This is a genomic window from Campylobacter ureolyticus, assembly GCF_027277485.1.
In the GTDB taxonomy this organism is placed as follows: Bacteria; Campylobacterota; Campylobacteria; order Campylobacterales; family Campylobacteraceae; genus Campylobacter_B; species Campylobacter_B ureolyticus_B.
This window is the reverse complement of sequence record NZ_JAPXGQ010000007.1, coordinates 38,233-58,448: the sequence shown is the minus strand read 5'-3', so window position 1 is coordinate 58,448 and position 20,216 is coordinate 38,233. Positions and strand designations below refer to the sequence as shown.

Sequence of the window (20,216 nt, the reverse complement as noted above, 5' to 3'; positions counted from 1 at the left end):
AAATGACAAATCCATATATAAAAGAAGCAAAAGTTGAAGTAAAAAATGAGTTTAAAGATGCTACTATAAACTCAGGCGAAAAAATAGGCTTAAATGCAACTTCAAATCAATCAAATTCAGGAATTTTAGGAAATTTACTTCCAAATTTTAGTTCTGCAAATTTTTTGCAAGGTGCAGTAGTTGGAGCAATAGCTGCTTATGTTTTAACTAATGAAAATGCACAACAGGCAATTTTTAAATCAATTGTAAGAATGGGTAAACTTTTTGAAGCAGGAAAAGAAGAGCTTAAAGAGAGATTTGAAGATGCAAAAGCAGAAATTGAAGCAGGACAATAATATAGAGTTTAAAATTTTTCATAAAAGTAAAAACCGAGTTAGATTTTTACAGCCTGAGCTAAGTTTAAATTCTGATATCAAAGCTTATGAAGATGCCATATTAAAACTTGATAATGTTACAAATGCAAGAGTTAATAAAACTATAAAAAGTGTAACTGTAAATTTTGAAAATATAGACTTAGATAAATTACTAGGTGAAATTTCAAAACTTGAAATTCCAGTTTTAGAAAATGAAAGTGATGATATAAGTAAAGCTGAGATTATAAAATCTTTAATTTCACTTGGACTTATGCCTATTATTAGAAACAAAGATATAAACACTTTAATAAGCTTGTTTGCCTCATATCCACTTTTAAAAGATGGATTAAGTGAGCTTTTAAAAAGTGGTCTTACTTCAAAAGTTTTAGAGGCAATGGCAGTTGGAATTTCGCTTTCTAGAAAAGATTTATTAGCTGCAAATAGCACAAATTTGATGTTAAATATCGGCGAATATATTGAAGAAAGCACAACTCATAAAAGCGATGATTTAATTAAGGCTTTAGCAAAACCAGCTATCAAAGAAGCTTGGGTTGAGGTTAATAAAAATGGTAAAAAAACTCTTGTTAAGACAAAAACAGAAGATATTAAAGTTGGAGATATTGTAGTAGTTGGAAGTGGTGAGAGTATTGCAATAGATGGGTATGTATTAGAAGGAAATGCAAGTGTAAATGAAGCCTCTATGACAGGTGAAGCAGAAGCTATTGCTAAAAAACATGGTGATAGAGTTATGAGTGGAACTGTTGTTGAAGATGGTAAAATTAAAATTTGGACTGAGCTTGCTGGAAAAGATACAAGTACTGAAAGAATTCGCCACTACATACAAAATTCACTAAATGAAAAATCTAATGTAGCTCAAAAAGCCACAAAACTAGCCGATAAGTTGGTGCCTATAACTTTAAGTTTGGCTGGATTATCATACTTTATAAATAGAAATATGACAAGTGTAGCTTCGGTTTTACAAGCTGATTATTCATGTGCTTTAAAGCTTGCTACTCCAGTAGCTTTTAAATCAAGCATAAGTAAAGCTGGAAATAACGGTATGCTTATAAAAGGTGCTAAATCATTAGAAGAACTAGCTAGTGCAGATACTTTTGTTTTTGACAAAACAGGAACCATTACAAGAGGAATTTTAGAAGTTATTGACATTATAAGTTTTGATAAAGACTGGAAAAAAGATGATATTTTAAATCTTGCAGCAAGTGCTGAAGAGCACTATTTTCATCCAATTGCAGAAGCTGTTGTAAGTGCGGCAGAGAAAAAAGGATTTAAGCATATGCATCATGGAGAGGTTGAGTTTATTGTGGCACATGGGCTTAAAACACATTTTCATGGCAAAGAAGTAGTTATTGGAAATAGACATTTTTTAGAAGATGATGAAAATATTTCATTTAAAGCGCACGATACAAAGATAAGAAATGAGCTAAAAGATGGAAATGCACTTTTATATATTGGCTATGATAAAAAGCTTCTAGGAATTATTGTTATGAAAGATGAAATTCGCTCAAATGCTAAAAAAACTATTAAAAAGTTAAAAGAACTTGGCGTTAAAGAAGTGATTATGCTAACAGGAGATATTGAAACAAAAGCAAAAGAAGTTGCAAATTTATTAGGTATTGATAAAATATATGCAAATATGCTTCCAACTTCAAAAGCAGAAGTTATAGATACTCTTGTAAAAGAAGGTAAAAAAGTTGTATTTTGTGGTGATGGGATAAATGATGCACCATCTTTAACAAAAGCAAATATTGGAATAAGCATGAAAAGAGGTGCTGACATAGCAAGGGCAGTTGCTGATATTAGTCTTTTAAAAGATGATATTTATGCAGTTGCTCAACTAAAAGAGTTGGCAAATGAAACTTTAAAACTAGTTGATAGAAATTTTAATGCCACAGTTTTAATAAACTCAGTGATACTTTTAGGTGCAACTTTAGGAAAATTAAGTCCTATTTCAACAGCGGTTTTACATAATGGAACGACGATAGGACTTCTTTTAAATTCAATGAAGGGTGTGAAAATTCAGTAATAAAACAGCTTTAGTATGATATAATGACATTTATTATCATTACAAGGAAATTAAATGCCATTTTTTATACTAAATGCAGTTTTATTTACTGCGACAACGGTGATGACTTATGATACAATCTCAAAAGCAAAAACAAAATTTGATAGAAAAAGAAGACGAGAGCTTGAAAAAAACAAAAACAGAAATTAAAAAACCTTTTTTAGACGATGTTAGCAAGAAAGAGCTTGCTAAAATTGGTCTTAGTGTTTCAATGGGGCTTACTGTGTTAAGTGCATTTTCATTAAGAAGTAGATTTTCTAAAAATTTACATGTTATTTCCGGAGCTTTAATGGTTGGATTTGCATTTTACCACAACTCGCTTTATGATAATAAAACTCCTGCAAAAAAAGATAAATAACCTATTTTGGCTATAATTTAGTTAATTTAACCGCATTTGTAGTTAAATTAAAGGAGACAAAATGACATTAATAGTTTATTTTAGTGCAACTGGAAATACTGCAAAATTAGCTAAAAAAATTAGTAAAATAACAAATGGTGAAATTTATGAAATAAAACCAAAAGTGCCTTACATAGACAAAGATCTGGATTGGTGGGATGACAAATGCAGGGCAAATACCGAAATGAGAGAAAATTTACGCCCTGAAATTTTGGGTGAAATTGACATTTCTAAATTCGATACTATTTTTTTTAGGATTTCCGATTTGGTGGTATAAAGCCCCAGTTATTATAAATTCTTTTTTAGAAAAATATGATTTTAATGATAAAATCATAATCCCATTTGTAACTTCTGGAAGCAGTTCGTATGGTGATACAAATTTAGCACTTTTAAACTCTTGCAAGGGTGGAGTTTTAAAAAATGGCGTTAGATTTGATGTAAATATCAGTCAAAACGAGCTTGAAAAATGGGTAAAAAAACTCACTTAATAAATAAAAAAATAAATTTATCAAAATCGCTTAAAATCTCTTGCAAAATTAATGTTTTTTTGATATAGTTGCGAAATTTTATTTTTAGGAGAATGTTTATGACTTATGATGAGTTAGAACTCGAAGCTTATCTTTTAGAAATTTTGGAAGAATATAAAAACTTTGATAATATGGACGATGAGGAATTATACGAACTTATGAGCAATGTTGCAAGCTATATGGATGATGATTACGAGGAAGCTTATGAGTATGTAACGCAGTTTGGACCAATTGATAAAAAAAGAATTTTAGCTCTTGATTTGCCAAGATAAAAAAGCGATTTATTGAGTTTCTATCATAACAGCTGCGATGGCAAAACCTCCATCGTGGCTTATGCTAAGATTTGAATTTTTTATTTTAAATTTTGTTTTTATCTCATCTTTAAATTTTATAAGAGGAGCATTTTTATCACTTTTATAAATTTCAATATCTAAAAACGAAAATTCATTTCCAATCCCAACACCAAGAGCTTTTGAAACAGCTTCTTTTGCGGCAAAAAAACCTGCTAAGGTTTCATCACTTTTTACTAGGCTTATTTCATTATCATTTAAAACTCTTTTTAAAAATTTTAATCCATATTTTTCTTTTAAATTTGAAATTCTTTTTATGCTTACTATATCAACTCCAAGCATTTTTTCCCTTTTGTAAATATGGTTTTATTATCTCTAAATTTAACTTGAAATTTACTAAATTTATATTTATCTGTATTGATAATAATTTTTTAAATCCTTAAAGATATGTTTAGAATTTTTACCACTTTTTGATAACAGTGATTAAATACTGGTGGCAGAGGGTACGCCCCACCTTGTAGATCAAGCGTATAAGTTACCTCGCCATCATGAAAATTTCTCATTTAAAAAATTCTAAAAAACTCCATAACTCCAAATAATGCTAAATTTTTAAAGTTTTTTAGCGTAATAAAAAGTTCTAAATGAGTTAAGTATTGCCAAAATTGTAACTCCAACATCAGCAAATATCGCCATCCAAATATTTGCAAATCCAAATATGGCAAGCACCATAACTAAAACTTTAATGCCAATTGCAAAGACTATATTTTGATAAGCGATATTTATCGTTTTTTTAGAAATTTTAATTGCAGTTTTTATTTTTGAAATGTTATTATCCATTAAGACTATATCGCTTGCCTCCATAGCCGCATCTGTTCCAAGCATAGAAATTCCAACATCCGCTCTTGCTAAAACCGGAGCATCATTTATCCCATCGCCTATATATGCAACTGTGCCGTTTTTTGAATTTTCATTTATAATTTTTTCTAAATTTGTAAGTTTATCGGCTGGAAGAAGCTCTGCATAAACTTCATCAATTTTAAGTTTTTCATTTATATTAAGTGCTACTTCAAGTCTATCACCGGTTAGCATAGCAGTTTTTATATTATTATCTTTAAGCCATTTTATAAGTTCAAACGAGTCATTTCTTAATTCATCTTCAAATGTCAAATATCCTACAAATTTTCCATCAACTGCGATAAATGAAGCAGTTTCTTTTAAGTTTGGAAGTTCAAATTCGCTTAAAAATTTTTTACTTCCTATTTTTATATTTTTACCAAAAATTGTAGCATTTATTCCATTTCCTGGAACTTCTTCAAGTTTTGTTATAGATGTTTCATCTATTTTTTTATTATAAGCTTTTACTATTGAAATGCCTATTGGATGCGTGCTGTATGCTTGCGCATAAGCTGCAAGTTTTAAAATTTCATCTTTTGATATAAAGCTTTCATTTACAATATTTTTTAAAGCAAATTCTCCCTTAGTTAAAGTTCCGGTTTTATCAAAAACAAAGCTTTTAACTTTTGCTAGAATTTGTAAATAATTACTTCCTTTAACTAAAATTCCTTTTTTACTAGCTCCGCCAATTCCTCCAAAAAAGCTAAGTGGCACAGAAACTACCAGTGCGCACGGGCAAGATACAACTAAAAATATTAAAGCCTTATAAACCCACTCTTTAAAATCTCCTGCAAATATAGGAACTATAAAAGCTATAAAAAAAGCTAAACCTACGACAATAGGCGTGTAAATTTTAGCAAATTTTGTGATAAATTTTTCATGACTTGATTTTTTAGCGGTCGCATCTTCAACGAGTTCTAGAATTTTACTGACTGTTGAGGTTTGAAATTCACTTGTTACTTTAACTTCCAAAAGTCCATTTATATTTACACTTCCACTTAATATTTTAGTTCCTTTTTCAACTTCAAGAGGAAGTGATTCACCAGTTAGTGCTGATGTATCAAGAGTTGAGCTTCCAGTTATTATAACACCATCAAGTGGAACTTTTTCTCCAGGTTTTACTACGATGATATCATCTATTTTAACATCTTCTGGATTTACTTTTTTTACGCCATTTTCTGTTTTTAAATTTGCGTAATCTGGAGCAATACTCATAGCTTCTTTTATTGATTTTCTTGATCTATTTATTGAGTAATCTTCAAACGCAACACCGATCTTATAAAATAAAATAATAGCAACCGCTTCTATTTGTTCGCCTATTAAAAACGCTCCTATTGAGGCTATTGCCATTAAAAAATTCTCATCTAAAAATCCACCATTTTTTAAACTCTTATAGGCTTTTATAAAAATTTGAATACTTACTATCATGTAAGCAAACAATAAAAAAGCCGTTTTAAGCTCAGCATTAGAAACGATAATAGATAATACTACAAAGCCAATAGAGATTAAAATTTCTTTGATATCTTTTAATAATTCCTTATTCATTTTACACCTCTAAAACAGTGTCAGGCTCTAATTTTTTAATAATTTTTCTTATATTTTCAATGATTTCTTCACTTTTATTTTCATCAAAATCAATTTTCATAGTAGTGGTAAAGAAATTAACACTTACACTATTTACGCCATCAATTTTGGCAACATTTTCTTCTATTTTTGCCGCGCAATTTGCGCAATCCAAATTTTTTAAATTAAATTTTTTCATTTTTTATCCTTTAATATTTACTCGCTTATATGAGTTAAACCCTGTTTTAAAATATAGCTAATATGCTCATCTAAAAGTGAGTAATAAACAACTTTTCCATCGCGTCTGTTTTTTACAAATTTGTTTTGTTTCAATACTCGAAGCTGATGAGAAATACTTGATTGACTCATATTTAAAAGTGCAGCTATATCGCAAACACACATTTGATTTAGGCTTAAAGCCCATAAAATTCTAACTCTTGTACTGTCTCCAAAAATTTTAAAAAAATCAGCCAATTCATTAAGCGAAGTATCATCTGGCATTTTTGTTTTTGTATTTTCAACCACTTCTTTGTGTATAACTACACTTTCGCAAATTTCTTGGTCATCTTCTAAAATTTTTTCTTTTTTATCCATTACAAACTCCTATTAATCAAATTGATATATGAATATATGTTCATACGTAGAATTGTATTGAATTTATTCTTAAATTTTGATAAATTTAGCATCATTAATTTTAAAAATATAAAAAAGTGAAATAGTTTGAAATGAAAATAAATAATAAAGGTTTAAATTTAGCTCCATTTTTTGTAACAATTGGTGCCATAAGCTATGGTATTCCCGCAACCATATACAATACTGCTTTTAAAAATGGCGTAACAAGTGGAGTTTTGCTTTGCGGTATGTTTCTTTTAGGATTTATTATGTTTTTTGTGCTTGTAAAAATTCTAGCCAATAATCATAAAATTTTAAAAATTACAAAATTAAAGGTAATTATAAGTGGAAGTAGTATTGCCTTAACAAATACATTTTATATGATTTCTCTCATTCATACAAGTGTTGCTGTGAGTGCTGTTTTGCTTATGCAATCAGTTTGGATTTCTATTTTAATAGCTTGTTTTGTAAATAAAACAATGCCATCACTTTATCAAATTTGTGTTGTAGCTTGCATAATTTTTGGCACCATTTTAGCAACTGATTTATTAAATCAAAATATTAAATTTTCATATCTTGGGGCTTTTTTGGCTTTGCTTTCAGCCATAACTTATGCTTTTACTATCCAATTTACTAAAAATTTAGCCTTAAGCTTAGATCCTATTATAAAGGCAAAATTTATGTGCTTTGGGGCATTTTTAACAATTTTTATTATATTTATTATTTTAAATATTTTTGGTTTTAACTCAGATTTAAAAAATTTAGATTTAAAAATGCTTGAAAAAAGTTTTATATTTAGTCTTTTGGCTGCATTTTTTTCTCTTATTGTCCCACTTGTTACATTTTCATATTATATGAAAAAATTGCGCCCAGGAATTGGAGAGATAATAACTTCAGTTGAGCTTCCATCAGCTATATTTTTTGCCTATGTTTTTTTAAATCAAAATGTAAATTTAACTCAAATTATAGGAGTTTTAATTATTTTAATAAGTGTTATTTTTGCAAATTATGAGAAAAAAATTAAAGATTAAGACTTTTTAAAACTCTTTTTATCCACATAGTTTTTGGTTTTATAATCTCACTTTTACTACCATTTACACTGTGATAAACTGTTGTGTTATATTTTGTGGCAAAATATTTTATTAATGTTTTTTGTAAAAAAGGCTCAGTTGATGGCACAAACCAGCCATTATTTGAGATGGCAACTACAAAATTTGGTGAGTTTTTATAAATTTCGGGGCGAGTAGCTTCGTAACAAATGGCATTTGTTATTTTCGCACCATTAATTTCATAAAAGCTTAAATTTTTTGCCTTTGTAAAATCCTCTGCACCGTTAAAAAAAACTTTATTAAAAATATTTTTTAAAAAATTTGGTAAAGGAATTTCTTCTCCAAAAGGAACTAAAATATACTTATCAAAACGCGATATTTTTCCATTCTGAAATAAAAAAGCTGAGTTGTAAATTTGATTATTTTCAAAAGCTAAAGCTCCGGTTAAAATAGAAATTTTAAAAGATTTTTCTTTTAGCTCTTTTTCTAAATTTTTCTCTAAATTTAAATAAGCCACAATAGCATTTTCAGGAAAGATAATAAACTCAAAATTATTATCAATTGCTTCATCAATTTCTTTTAAAACTGCATTAATTTGTGGATTTTTATACTCATTTAGCCATTTTATATCTTGTGAGATAGTTGTATTTACAAGCTTAGTTTTAAAGCCAAAATCATAGCTGTAATTCTCAAAAATTTGAAGAGAAAGGCAAAGACAAACTATAAAAATAAAAGCTTTTTTAAATTGATTTTTTATCTCATAAAGAGCGACAATTCCTAAAAATATGAAAGCTAAACCGCGAATATTTGGCTCAAAAATACCAGGCATTAAAATTAATTCCAAATTTAGCCAATTAAAGTTAAATGGATAAAAATAACTTATTAAAAGTAGCATTACCATTTTATAAAATTTATTATTAAGCCAGCCACATATTAAAAACAAAATTCCATATACAAAAGCTATAAACAAAATTTCTAAAGGTATTAAAAATCTGAGTCCATAAAATTTTAAAGAAAAACTAATCCAATAAAACCATAAAATTCCTATAAAAAATCCTGTAAAAAAAAATACAATTTTATTACAATTAAATAACTTATAAAAGGCATATATTGCGATAAATGGCGAGATAAATTCTAAAAACAAATTATCAAAAATTCCACCAAAATTTTCAGACAAAAAGCCTAAAAATATAAAATTTGAGATAAAAACAGATATAACAAAGCCTTTTATAATTTCATTTGTGGTAAAATAACGCTTTATTAAATTTTTCATAAAGGATTTACATGGAACAAGGAAGCGTTTTAGGGACATTTTTTCCTTTCATAATCTTTGGTCTTATTTTTTATTTTTTACTTATTAGGCCACAGCAAAAACAAGCAAAAGCTCATGCTTTAATGCTTGCAGGACTTCAAAAAGGCGATAAAATAGTAACCTCTGGTGGTCTTAAATGTACGGTTATACAACCAGGTGATGATTTTATCAAAGTTTCGCTTAATGATAGCACAATTGTTGAGATCGCAAGAACAAGCGTAGCAAGAAAAATAGAAAGATTAGAAGAGGCACCAAAAGTAGAGAAAGACTCTAAAAAACAAGAAAAGACAAAAAATGCGTAGTGGAAAAGTTACATATAGATTTATTGTTTTAATAATAACTTTTGTATTTTCTGTTATTTTTTCAATTCCTTCTTTTTTGCAAATTGACAAAATGCCAAAAATAAACTTAGGACTTGATTTACAGGGTGGACTTCATATGCTTTTAAATGTTGATTTAGATGAAGCAATAAGTTCTAAGATTAAATCCGTAGCATCGAGTTTAAGCTATTCAGCAGGTAAAGAAGATCTTTTATATAGTGACTTAAAAATTGAAAGCAATTACTTTGAGTTTGAAGTTTTAGATAAAGATGAGATGAATAAATTTGATGCCATTTTAAATAAAATAACAGGGCTTAATATCCAAAAAAATGGTCAAATTTATAATGTTTCTTTAACTGAAAATGAAGTTATTTCAACAAAAGAATACGCTATTGATCAAGCTGTTGAGACTATAAGAAACAGAATAGATCAGTTTGGTTTAAGTGAGCCAACAGTTGCAAGACAGGGAAAAGAAGATATTTTAGTTGAAATTCCAGGAGTTAAGAGCAATGAAGATAAGCAACGTGCAAAAGACTTAATAGCAACTTCAGCTCATTTACAACTTATGGCACTTGATGATAAAAGACAAGATAGAGCTCATCTTTTAACTAAGGCTCAAGCCGCAAGTTTTGGTGATATTATATTAAACGATGCTAAAAATTCTGAACAAAAATATGTTGTAAAGCAACTTCCAGTTTTAGATGGTTCAATGCTTGTTGATGCAAGAGTTGGATTTGATCAAGCAAATCAACCAGTTATAAATTTCACACTTAACTCTGAAGGTGCTGCAATATTTGGTGATTTTACAGGAAGCAATGTAGGAAAAAGACTTGCTATTGTTTTGGATGATAAGGTATATTCTGCACCTAGAATAAATGAAAGAATAGGTGGTGGAAGTGGCCAAATAAGTGGTGGATTTACCATGGAAGAAGCAAGAGATGTTGCAATTGCATTAAGAAGTGGGGCTCTTTTAGCTCCTGTTACAATGGGTGAAGAAAGAACTATTGGGCCAAGCCTTGGTGCTGATAGTATAAAACAAAGTAGTTTTGCTTTAGCTCTAGCATCTATTTTAATAGTGGTATTTATGGTGCTTTATTATGGTCTTGCTGGAGTTGTAGCAAATATTGCATTAGTTGTAAATATTTTATTTTTAGTTGCGATAATGGCACTTTTTGGAGCTACCTTAACTCTTCCTGGAATGGCCGGTATAATTTTAACCGTTGGTATGGCAGTTGATGCAAACGTTATCATTAATGAAAGAATTAGAGAGATGCTTAGGCATGGAAATAGCATAAAAAATAGCATTGAAAAAGGCTATCATAAAGCAATGAGTGCTATCATCGACTCAAACTTAACTACTTTGATAACTTCAGCTGTGCTTTATGCTTATGGAACAGGTCCGGTTAAAGGCTTTGCCGTTACTATGAGTATAGGTATAATAGCTTCTATGATAACAGCAATTTTAGGAACACATGGAATTTTTGATTTACTAGCAGATAAGATGGAAAGAAGCAAAAATACAAAACTTTGGTTTGGTTACAAAGTTAGAAAGGCTGAAAATGCAAATATTTGATAAAGATAAAATTTATAATTTTATGGGTGTTAGGCACCTATTTTTTGCAATTTCTTTGATTTTGATGTTAGGATCTATTTTTTTACTAGGAACTCAAGGGTTAAAATTCGGAATAGATTTTTCAGGTGGAACTTTAATTCAAATAAAATATGATAGTAAAGCTCCAATTGAGGATATTAGGCATAAATTAAATCAAGTAAATGAGTTAAAAGGTGCAAGTGTAACTGAGTTTGGAAGCAGTGAAGAAATTACTATAAGATACTCAGGATCTAATGAATCACTTGGAAATGATGTAAGTGCTAGTATTAGTAAAATTTTAAAAGATACTGGAAATTTTGAGATAAGAAGAGTTGATGTTGTTGGGCCAAAAGTTGGAAGTGAACTAAAAAAAGGTGGCTTAATGGCGGTTATTATCTCACTTATTGCCATACTTATTTATCTTGGTGCAAGATTTGAGTGGAGATTTGCTCTTGCTGCAGTTCTTTCTGAAGTGCATGATATTTTAGTTGTTCTTGGTTTTATCTCTTTAATGAAAATAGATGTAAATTTAGACACTTTAGCTGCAATTTTAACTATAATTGGTTATTCTTTAAATGATACTATTATTATTTTTGATAGGATTAGAGAGGGCATACAAGAAAGTAAAGAAGAGTCCATAAATGGAGTTATTAACGAGTCAGTTTCAAGAACTTTATCAAGAACTGTTTTAACATCATTTACCACATTAATAAGTGTTGTTGTGCTATTTTTATTTGGTGGAGATATGATAAATGATTTTGCTTCTATTGTTATGGTAGGAGTTATTTTTGGAACTTATAGCTCAGTTTTCATCGCAAGTCAGGCTTTAATTTTCTTTAAATTTAGCGTAAAAGGATATCGTGCATTTTTAGCCGAAAAACAAAAAAGAAAAAAAGAAAAAGAAAAAATGCGTGCAATGTATGAAAAAGGCACACTTTAAGGAGTTAGAATGAATTGGGGACGAGTTGTTCATGTATTTTTTACTTTGATGAGTTTTACCACAATTGCAGGGTATTTATACATGCATAGCGGAGTTGCTTTATTTGTCGCTGCAAGTATAAATTTAATTTCAACTCTTTTAAAAATAGGTGTTAGAAATCTACTTTCCACAGAGCTTTTTGCAGCTTCTGTGGTTGCAGATTTGCATTTAATTCCAGCTTTTATAATTTATATTGTAAATCCAAATATGAATCTTATTTATTCATTAGTTATAGGCGCAGGTCTTGCAAATCTTTTTTCAATAGTTTTAACTATTATAGAAGCAGCAAAATATAAAGATGAATTTTAGGAGAAAAAATGGCTTATGAAGCTAAAGAAATAGAGAAAAAATGGCAAGAAATTTGGTTAAAAAACGGTGAGTTTGAGCCAAAAGATGATTATTCTTTGCCAAAAAAATATATTTTAAGTATGTTTCCATATCCAAGTGGAAAAATTCACATGGGGCATGTTAGAAACTATACTATTGGTGATGCTATGGCAAGGTATTATAGAAATCAAGGCTTTAATGTTTTACACCCAATAGGTTTTGACAGTTTTGGAATGCCAGCTGAAAATGCCGCCATTAAGCATAATATTCACCCAAGAGTTTGGACTTATGAAAATATTGATTATATGATAAAAGAACTTGACAGTTTAGGATTAAGTTTTTCTAAAAAAAGACTTTTGGCAACTTCAGACCCGCTTTATACGAAGTGGGAGCAAGAGTTTTTTATAAAAATGTATGAAAAAGGCCTTGTTTATAGGAAAAATGCCGTTGTAAATTGGTGTGAAAATGATAAAACAGTTTTGGCAAATGAGCAAGTTGAAGATGGAAAATGTTGGCGTTGTGGGCATGAAGTAATACAAAAAAATATGCCAGGATATTATCTAAAAATTACTGATTATGCGGACGAGCTTTTAAATGATTTAAAAAAATTAGAGGGAAAATGGCCACCTCAAGTTATCACAATGCAAGAAAATTGGATTGGTAAAAGTGTGGGGTTAGAATTTTTCTTAAAATTCGATGAAGAGAGTAAGAATTTACTTGATGGAATTCCTGGATTTAAAGTCTTTACAACAAGAGCCGATACAATTTATGGAGTAAGTTATACCGCAGTTGCACCTGAACATAAAGTAGTTGAAAAGCTTTTAAATAAAAAATTACTTGATGAAGAAACAACTAAAAAGATAAAATCCATTTTAAAACAAAGCCCAAGACAAAGACAAGAAAGCGATAAAGATGGAGTATTTTTAAATTTATATGTTATCCATCCACTAACTAATGAAAAAATTCCTGTCTGGCTTGCAAATTTCGTTTTGGCTGATTATGGAGATGGCGCTGTTATGGCAGTTCCTGCTCATGATGAAAGAGATTATGAGTTTGCAAGTAAATTTAACCTTGCCATTAAACAAAGCATTAAACCACAAGATGGTAAATACGATAGTTCAAAAGCCTTTGTTGATGATGGAATTTTAGTTAATTCTGATGAGTTTACAGGACTAAAAAGCAAGGACGCAAGAGAAAAAATTATAGCTAAATTTGAAAATTTAGGAATTGGCAAGAAGGTTGAAAATTTTAAACTTCGTGATTGGGGGGTTAGTCGCCAAAGATATTGGGGCGCACCAATTCCAATGATTCATTGTAAAACTTGTGGTCTTGTTCCAGAAGCTTTGGAGAATTTACCAGTAACCTTGCCAGAAGATATAAAAATAACAGGTGAGGGAAATCCACTTGATAAACATCCTACTTGGAAAAGATGTAGTTGTCCAAAATGCCATAAAGAAGCAGTTAGAGAAAGTGATACTTTGGATACTTTTTTTGAAAGTAGTTGGTATTTTGCTAGATTTGCAAGCGATGAAAAAACTTGGCAGAGCTCAGCTTTTGATGAAAAAAGTGTAAATTATTGGATGAATGTAGATGAGTATATCGGAGGAATTGAGCATGCGATTTTACACCTTTTATATGCAAGATTTTTTCAAAAAGCTTTAAGGGATTTGGGTTATTTAAGAGATAGCGAGCCATTTTCTAATCTTTTAACACAAGGTATGGTTTTAAAAGATGGTGCTAAAATGAGTAAAAGCAAAGGAAACACAGTTGATCCTGATGAAATAATCAAAAAATATGGTGCCGATACTGCAAGAATGTTTATTTTATTTGCTGCTCCGCCTGCAAAAGAACTTGAATGGAATGATAGCGCTGTTGAGGGAGCCTATAAGTTTTTAAATAGACTTTATGATAGAAGCGTAAATGCTTATAAAACTAACGAAATTCCAAAAATCAATCATGCTTCTTTAAATAAAGAGGAAAAATATGCAAGATTAAAAGTTTACGAGGCACTAAGTAGGGCAAATGAAGTTTATACAAAAAGTTTTGCTTTTAATACCCTAATAGCAGCCGCGATGGAAGCGCTAAATGCTTTAAATTCGCAAAACAATCAAGATGTTTTAACAGAAGGATTTTGGATAATTTTAAATTTACTTGAACCTATTGTGCCGCATATTGCAAATGAGTTAAGTGATGAGTTATTTAATAGGAAGAATTTTTCTAAAATAGAAATTTTAGATGAGGTTTTTGTAAAAGATACATTAAATTTGGCAGTTACAGTAAATGGAAAAAGAAGAGCTGAAATAGAGGTCGATAAAAACCTAAGCCAAGATGAAATCATAAGCTTAGCCAAAGAAAAAGTCGCTAAATGGCTTGAAAATAAAACCATTATAAAAGAAATTTATGTAAAAGAAAAGTTAGTAAATTTGGTGATAAAATGAAAAAAATAGCACTTTTTTTAGCTTTATTTTTTATGGTTGGATGTGGTTACAAGCCAGTTTCTAAAATAACTTCTGATATTTTAGGAGATAGTATTTTTGTAGATGCTATTATGAGCAAGACAGATCCGCAAAATACAGTTGCTATAAAAGATGCTGTTAGAGAAGGTGTTGTTTATAGATTGCATAAAAAATTGGCCTCAAGAAATGTAGCTCAAAGCTATATAGAAGTTTCTATAAGCTCTCTTAATTTTTCAGCCCTAACTTATGATCAATATGGCTATGTTACAAGTTATAGAGCAAATTTAAGTCTTAATTTTAAAACTAAGTTAAAAGATGGAAGGGTTATAAATTTAAAAGGAGCTGGCGATCATGATTTTAGAGTTACAAAGCTTTTAAAAAGTGTAAGAGATACAAGCTCAGTTATAAGTGATCAAGAAAGATATAGTGCCATACAAAATGCTTCTTTGCAAGCTTTTGATGAGTTTATAGCGGCTTTATCAATAGAGGGCTTAAAAAATGAAAATCATGAAAATATTCAAAAGTAGGTTAAAAAAATACTAAATGAGTTTAGAAACATATCTTAAAAATAAACCAATTTTTTATAAAAAAATAGATTATGAAAGAATGCCAAGAGCTTTTAATAATATAAGAGCCAAAATTACTTTAAAGCCAATTGTTCATATAGTTGGAACAAATGGTAAAGGTTCAACCGGTAGATTTTTAACACTTTTAATAGAAAGCCTTGGCTTAAAAGTAGGACACTATACAAGTCCACATATTTTTAAATTTAATGAAAGATTTTATAAAAATGGTGATATTGTAAGTGATGATGAGCTTAATGTAGCTCATAATAAACTACAAAATTTATTAAGTGATGAGTTTAAAAACTCACTTTCTTATTTTGAATATGCCACATTATTGGCTGCAATTTTATTTGAAGATTGCGATTACTGGGTATTTGAAGCAGGTATGGGTGCTGAATTTGATGCTACAAATTGTTTTGATAAGAGCTTATCTCTTTTCACACCTATTGGACTTGATCATATGGAAATTTTAGGTAATAGTATAGAAAAGATAAGCCATACAAAGCTAATAAGCATGGCAAAAACAGCTATTTTAAATGATGATATGAATGAAATATCAGTTAAAATTGCCAAAGATATAGCTTTGCAAAAAGATTCAAATTTAAGTTTTGCAAGTCAAAATTTAACCAATCTTGAAAAAACTGAAATTAAAAACTATATCAAAAAACACGCTCTTGCAAATTTTCAAATTTCAAATTTAAGTCTTGCATTAGCTGGTGCAAAAGCTTTAAATTTAAATCCTGATTTGAAAAATCTAAAAAAACTTAATTTAAAAGGCAGGCTTGAAAGGGTTGATGAAAATTTATTAATTGATGTTGGTCATAATGAGCTTGCAGCACAGAATTTACTAAAAGAGTTAAAGAATCAAAAATTTACTCTTATTTATAATGCATTTTTAGACAAAGATTATAAAAGCGTATTAAAAACCCTAAAACCAATTATTAAGGAAGTGCAAATTTATGATTATAAAAGTAGCTATAGAGAGCTTGCCACACCATATATTAAAAAAACCTGTGATGATTTAGGTATAAAATGTCTTGATTTTCAAAGTCTAAAAAAAGATGAAAATTATTTATTATTTGGATCATTTATGCTTGTAGAGGAATTTTGTGAACACTTACATAAGTATAACTGATAAAAATGGTAATAAGAAATACGAGTTCTCATCAAATTTTTTTAGAAATTTAAAGCTAATACTTATTCTAAATTTTGCTATTTTTTTAGTTTTAATTTTAACGACTATATTTTTAATTTTTTCAAAAAATAGTGTAAGAGATGAATTAATAAATTTAAAATCACAAAATGAAATTTTAGAAAATGAGTTAAACTCTCAAAAAAATAGTGAGCAAACTGAAGAGCCAAATAACTTAGAACTTGCACTTGCTTTAAGTAAAACCTCTTTAAAAGAGCAAAAACCAAAAAATATTTCAGTTGCTGAAAATTTGGAAAGCAAATTTATAAAATCAGTTCCAAATAGCTTTCCAATCATAAATAAAGGCATAACTTCAAGCTATGGACAAAGAGTTCATCCTATAAGTAAAATTTCAAGATTTCATCATGGCATAGATTTAAGAGCTGAGCTTAAAACACCAATTTATGCCACTGCCGATGGCTTTGTAAAATACGCCGCACTATCAAATACTGGATATGGATATTTAGTCATCATAACTCATAATTATGGTTTTGAAACAAGGTATGCGCATATGTTTGATAAAGATGTTGTCAAAGTAGGTCAGTGGGTAAGAAAAGGTGAGCTTATAGGATATAGTGGAAATACAGGACTTAGCAGTGGTCCACATCTTCACTATGAAGTTAGATTTTTAGATCACTCTCTTGATCCGCTTAGTTTTATTAAATTTAATAATATTTTTTATGATGAGAGAAAAGTTCCTTGGCAGGGGATTTTAAGAGCTATTTCGGAGTTTTAAATGCAAAGCGAAGTTTATGAGTATTTTTTAAATAACCACAAAGATATTTTAATATGTGAAGATGACAAAGAGGCATTCAAATGTTCTCAAGCTACTAAATTTGCAGGGTATGAAAGTTTTATTTTGCCTGATTTTAGAGCTGTAAAAGGTGACGATTTAAGATCTTTTTATGGTGAGCTTATAGGTATAAGCAAAGAGCTTAATAGCTTTTATAAAAGCAAAGCAAAGAAAAAAGTTATAATAACGCCTATTAAAACAATTTTAAATCCCCTTCCTGCAAAGTCTCATTTAAAATCAATTTTTATAAATTTTGGTGAGAGAATAGAACAAAATGAATTTAAAGATGAAATTTCAAGACTTGGATATGAAGTTGTAGATATTGTTCAAATGCAAGGAGAGATCAGTTTTAGAGGTGAGATTATAGATGTTTTTCCTATAAATAGCGATGAGCCTTTTAGGATTTTACTTGATATTGATGAGGTTGAAAGTATTAGAAAGTTTGATCTAATCACTCAAATAAGTGATAAATTTGAACTTGAAAGCTTAGAAATTTCGCCATTTATTGCGAATTTAAATAAAGATGAGTTTGATAAGATGAGTCAAAAGATCAAATCTTTGCAAAACAATTCTTTGATTGATGATATGAACTCTTTGGGATTTTGGTCAATTGATAGCTTTATAAATTATTTAGAAAATTTCAGTTTTATTAGCATAAAAGACTTTAAAGAAAGTGAGCTTGAGAGTTTAAATATACCTAAAAATTTAGAAGTTTTGCCAAAAGCTAAAATTTATAAAGACCTAGATATTACTTTTTCAAATGAACTTTTGGAATTTCATAAAGAAAAACATATTAAAATACTAGCTTCAAGCCAGGCGATATTTGAGAGTTTTGACCTTAAAAATAGCGATAATGTAGAACTTATAAAAAGTGATTTAATCCTAAATTTAATAAGCAAAGATGAGATAATAATTTCTCTAAATAAAAAAGCATCTAAAAAAAGAACAAGAAAAGCAAGTATTGTAATTGATGAACTTAAAATTGGCGATTTTGTCGTGCATGAAAACCATGGAATAGGCAAATTTGCAGGACTTGAAAAAGTCACTGTTATGGGAGCTACAAAAGAGTTTGTTTCTATCTTGTATCAAAATGATGATAAGCTTTTGCTTCCTGTTGAAAATTTAAATTTAATTGATCGTTATATCGCAGACTCGGGCGCTGCTATTTTAGATAAGCTTGGAAAAGGAAGTTTTGCAAAAATTAAAGAACGTGTTAGAGTTAAGCTTTTTGAAATAGCTTCTAAAATCATAGCTTTAGCTGCAAAAAGAGAACTTATAAAAGGAAAAGTTATTTCTTTAAATAACCCTTTAATTTTACAAGAGTATTCAGAATTTACAAGTAAAGCCGGTTTTGTCTATACAAAAGATCAACAAAGTGCAATTGATAGCATTATAAAAGATTTTCAAAGTGGTAAAGTTATGGATAGGCTAATAAGCGGAGATGTTGGTTTTGGAAAAACTGAAGTTGCAATGAATGCTTCATTTTTAACTATTAAAAATGGTTTTCAAGTTCTATTTTTTGTGCCAACTACACTTCTATCATCACAGCACTATCAAACCTTAAAAGAGAGATTTAATGGGTTTAATATAGATGTTTATAAGTGTGATAGATTTACAAGTACTGCAAGTAAAAATGCCTTGAAAAAGGCTTTAAATGATGGAAAGCCTTTGATTTGTATAGGAACACACGCACTTTTAAATTTAAAAGCTTCAAATTTAGGACTTATAATCATAGATGAAGAGCATAAATTTGGAGTAAAACAAAAAGAAAAATTAAAAGAACTTTCTAATAATTCCCATCTTTTAAGCATGAGTGCAACTCCAATTCCAAGAAGTTTAAATATGGCATTAAGCTCCATTAAAAGCTATAGCACCTTACTAACTCCACCAGATGATAGATTAGATGTTAGAACTATTGTTAAAGAATTTGATGAGAAAATTATAAAAGAGGCGATCTTGAGAGAGCTTAGAAGAGGTGGGCAAATTTTTTATGTTCATAATCATATCGCTTCAATTAATAAGGTAAAAAATGAACTTTTAGAAATCTTGCCAAATTTAAAAATTTTAGTTTTGCACTCAAAAATTGAACAAAAAACAACAGAAAATGAAATAGAAAAATTTATAAATAAAGAGTATGATTTAATGCTTTGTACAAGTATCGTAGAGAGTGGTATTCATATGCCAAATGCGAATACAATGATAGTAAATAATGCAAATAAATTTGGCATGGCAGATCTTCATCAACTTCGAGGACGGGTTGGAAGAAGCAGTATACAAGGGTATTGTTACTTTTTAATAGAAGATAAAAATGCCTTAAGTAAAGACTCATTAAAGCGCCTTGTTGCGCTTGAAAGTAATTCATTTTTAGGAAGTGGTTCGGTTTTAGCTTATCATGATTTAGAAATCAGAGGTGGAGGAAATTTAGTTGGAGAAGCCCAAAGTGGACATATTGAAGCTATTGGATATAGTTTATATTTAAGAATGCTTGAAGATGAGATAAATGCACTTTTAAATAAAAAATCAAACACACTTACAAATGTTGACATAAAGCTTAGTATAAATGCTTTTTTGAACTCAGAGTTTATAAAAGAAGATAGGCTAAGGCTTGATTTATATAAAAGATTAAGTAAGGCTCAAGATGAGAGCGAAATTTATGATATAAAAGCTGAAGTTGAGGATAGATTTGGTAAAATAGATAAGTTTTCTAAACAGTTTTTTTGGCTTATGATAATAAAAATTTTAGCTATAAAACATGGTTTTAAGCAAATTTCAAACTATGAGATGAATATAACTTTAACAAAACTCGATGATTCAAAAGTTGTTATAAAATCAAATAGTAAAGATGATGATGATATCTTAGAAGCAATTTTAATATATTTAAGAAAACTTGATAAAACTAAATAATTTTAAGG

The 20,216-nt window shown here is 29.2% G+C and carries 22 protein-coding genes; 17 read left to right on the top strand and 5 right to left on the bottom strand.

Annotation, left to right across the window (positions count from 1 at the left end; translation table 11 throughout):
* Nucleotides 1-2: 2 nt before the first annotated feature.
* From O6B72_RS05110 to O6B72_RS05080, 7 genes are all read left to right on the top strand, one after another.
* On the top strand, nt 3-335 hold the full coding sequence (locus tag O6B72_RS05110) for a hypothetical protein (protein ID WP_101636503.1): 333 nt from the start codon (nt 3-5) through the stop codon (nt 333-335).
* Nucleotides 304-2,397, top strand: a complete 2,094-nt coding sequence (locus tag O6B72_RS05105) for a heavy metal translocating P-type ATPase (protein ID WP_180753793.1) — start codon at nt 304-306, stop codon at nt 2,395-2,397. The genes O6B72_RS05110 and O6B72_RS05105 overlap by 32 nt, the downstream gene beginning before the upstream one ends.
* Before the next feature lie 54 nt (nt 2,398-2,451).
* Nucleotides 2,452-2,586, top strand: coding sequence for a hypothetical protein (locus O6B72_RS05100; protein ID WP_257876469.1), 135 nt, complete (start codon nt 2,452-2,454; stop codon nt 2,584-2,586).
* On the top strand, nt 2,561-2,794 hold the full coding sequence (locus O6B72_RS05095; protein WP_257876470.1) for a hypothetical protein: 234 nt from the start codon (nt 2,561-2,563) through the stop codon (nt 2,792-2,794). The genes O6B72_RS05100 and O6B72_RS05095 overlap by 26 nt, the downstream gene beginning before the upstream one ends.
* Before the next feature lie 61 nt (nt 2,795-2,855).
* Complete coding sequence (locus tag O6B72_RS05090) at nt 2,856-3,110, top strand: flavodoxin (RefSeq protein WP_219350592.1); 255 nt, start codon at nt 2,856-2,858, stop codon at nt 3,108-3,110.
* Entirely contained in the window at nt 3,055-3,321 is a 267-nt protein-coding gene (locus O6B72_RS05085; RefSeq protein WP_219350593.1) for a flavodoxin, read from the top strand. The genes O6B72_RS05090 and O6B72_RS05085 overlap by 56 nt, the downstream gene beginning before the upstream one ends.
* A 98-nt stretch (nt 3,322-3,419) precedes the next feature.
* Nucleotides 3,420-3,632, top strand: coding sequence for a hypothetical protein (locus O6B72_RS05080; RefSeq protein WP_016645924.1), 213 nt, complete (start codon nt 3,420-3,422; stop codon nt 3,630-3,632).
* A 9-nt stretch (nt 3,633-3,641) separates the two neighbouring features.
* On the opposite strand, the gene acpS is transcribed toward O6B72_RS05080, so the two are convergent.
* The 4 genes from acpS to O6B72_RS05060 form a co-directional block, all read right to left on the bottom strand.
* A complete protein-coding gene (acpS, locus tag O6B72_RS05075; RefSeq protein WP_101636506.1) occupies nt 3,642-3,992 on the bottom strand; it encodes a holo-ACP synthase in 351 nt (116 codons plus the stop codon).
* Nucleotides 3,993-4,259: 267 nt separating this feature from the next.
* Nucleotides 4,260-6,089 carry a heavy metal translocating P-type ATPase gene (locus O6B72_RS05070; RefSeq protein ID WP_180753794.1) on the bottom strand — a complete coding sequence of 610 codons (1,830 nt, stop codon included), beginning with the start codon at nt 6,087-6,089 and terminating at the stop codon, nt 4,260-4,262.
* Between the two features lies 1 nt (nt 6,090).
* Nucleotides 6,091-6,306, bottom strand: a complete 216-nt coding sequence (locus O6B72_RS05065; RefSeq protein WP_101636507.1) for a heavy-metal-associated domain-containing protein — start codon at nt 6,304-6,306, stop codon at nt 6,091-6,093.
* Between the two features lie 17 nt (nt 6,307-6,323).
* Nucleotides 6,324-6,701 (bottom strand): ArsR/SmtB family transcription factor, encoded by a 378-nt coding sequence (locus O6B72_RS05060; RefSeq protein WP_101636508.1) that lies wholly within the window; start codon nt 6,699-6,701, stop codon nt 6,324-6,326.
* A 131-nt stretch (nt 6,702-6,832) separates the two neighbouring features.
* Between O6B72_RS05060 and O6B72_RS05055 the strand changes: the two genes are divergently transcribed.
* On the top strand, nt 6,833-7,750 hold the full coding sequence (locus O6B72_RS05055; protein WP_101636509.1) for a DMT family transporter: 918 nt from the start codon (nt 6,833-6,835) through the stop codon (nt 7,748-7,750).
* Here the strand turns inward: O6B72_RS05055 and O6B72_RS05050 are convergent.
* Nucleotides 7,740-9,041, bottom strand: a complete 1,302-nt coding sequence (locus tag O6B72_RS05050) for an apolipoprotein N-acyltransferase (protein WP_257876471.1) — start codon at nt 9,039-9,041, stop codon at nt 7,740-7,742. The genes O6B72_RS05055 and O6B72_RS05050 overlap by 11 nt on opposite strands.
* 11 nt (nt 9,042-9,052) lie before the next feature.
* On the opposite strand from O6B72_RS05050, the gene yajC reads away from it, so the two are divergent.
* From yajC to mfd, 9 genes are read left to right on the top strand one after another with little or no spacing between them, the layout of a single operon-like run.
* Nucleotides 9,053-9,382, top strand: coding sequence for a preprotein translocase subunit YajC (gene yajC / locus O6B72_RS05045; RefSeq protein ID WP_101636511.1), 330 nt, complete (start codon nt 9,053-9,055; stop codon nt 9,380-9,382).
* On the top strand, nt 9,375-10,973 hold the full coding sequence (gene secD, locus O6B72_RS05040) for a protein translocase subunit SecD (RefSeq protein WP_101636512.1): 1,599 nt from the start codon (nt 9,375-9,377) through the stop codon (nt 10,971-10,973). Before yajC ends, secD begins: the two co-directional genes overlap by 8 nt.
* Nucleotides 10,960-11,931, top strand: coding sequence for a protein translocase subunit SecF (gene secF / locus O6B72_RS05035; RefSeq protein ID WP_156847702.1), 972 nt, complete (start codon nt 10,960-10,962; stop codon nt 11,929-11,931). Before secD ends, secF begins: the two co-directional genes overlap by 14 nt.
* 9 nt (nt 11,932-11,940) lie before the next feature.
* Nucleotides 11,941-12,279 carry a DUF6394 family protein gene (locus O6B72_RS05030; protein WP_016645914.1) on the top strand — a complete coding sequence of 113 codons (339 nt, stop codon included), beginning with the start codon at nt 11,941-11,943 and terminating at the stop codon, nt 12,277-12,279.
* A gap of 8 nt (nt 12,280-12,287) precedes the next feature.
* Nucleotides 12,288-14,735 carry a leucine--tRNA ligase gene (gene leuS / locus O6B72_RS05025; RefSeq protein WP_269492413.1) on the top strand — a complete coding sequence of 816 codons (2,448 nt, stop codon included), beginning with the start codon at nt 12,288-12,290 and terminating at the stop codon, nt 14,733-14,735.
* A complete protein-coding gene (lptE, locus tag O6B72_RS05020; RefSeq protein WP_269482719.1) occupies nt 14,732-15,280 on the top strand; it encodes an LPS assembly lipoprotein LptE in 549 nt (182 codons plus the stop codon). Before leuS ends, lptE begins: the two co-directional genes overlap by 4 nt.
* Nucleotides 15,281-15,296: 16 nt before the next feature.
* Entirely contained in the window at nt 15,297-16,454 is a 1,158-nt protein-coding gene (locus O6B72_RS05015; RefSeq protein WP_269492412.1) for a Mur ligase family protein, read from the top strand.
* The gene (locus O6B72_RS05010; protein ID WP_101636517.1) at nt 16,429-17,247 is read left to right on the top strand and encodes a M23 family metallopeptidase; all 819 of its coding nucleotides are present in this window, start codon (nt 16,429-16,431) and stop codon (nt 17,245-17,247) included. Before O6B72_RS05015 ends, O6B72_RS05010 begins: the two co-directional genes overlap by 26 nt.
* Nucleotides 17,248-20,208 (top strand): transcription-repair coupling factor, encoded by a 2,961-nt coding sequence (gene mfd, locus O6B72_RS05005; protein WP_269492411.1) that lies wholly within the window; start codon nt 17,248-17,250, stop codon nt 20,206-20,208.
* Nucleotides 20,209-20,216 lie beyond the last annotated feature (8 nt).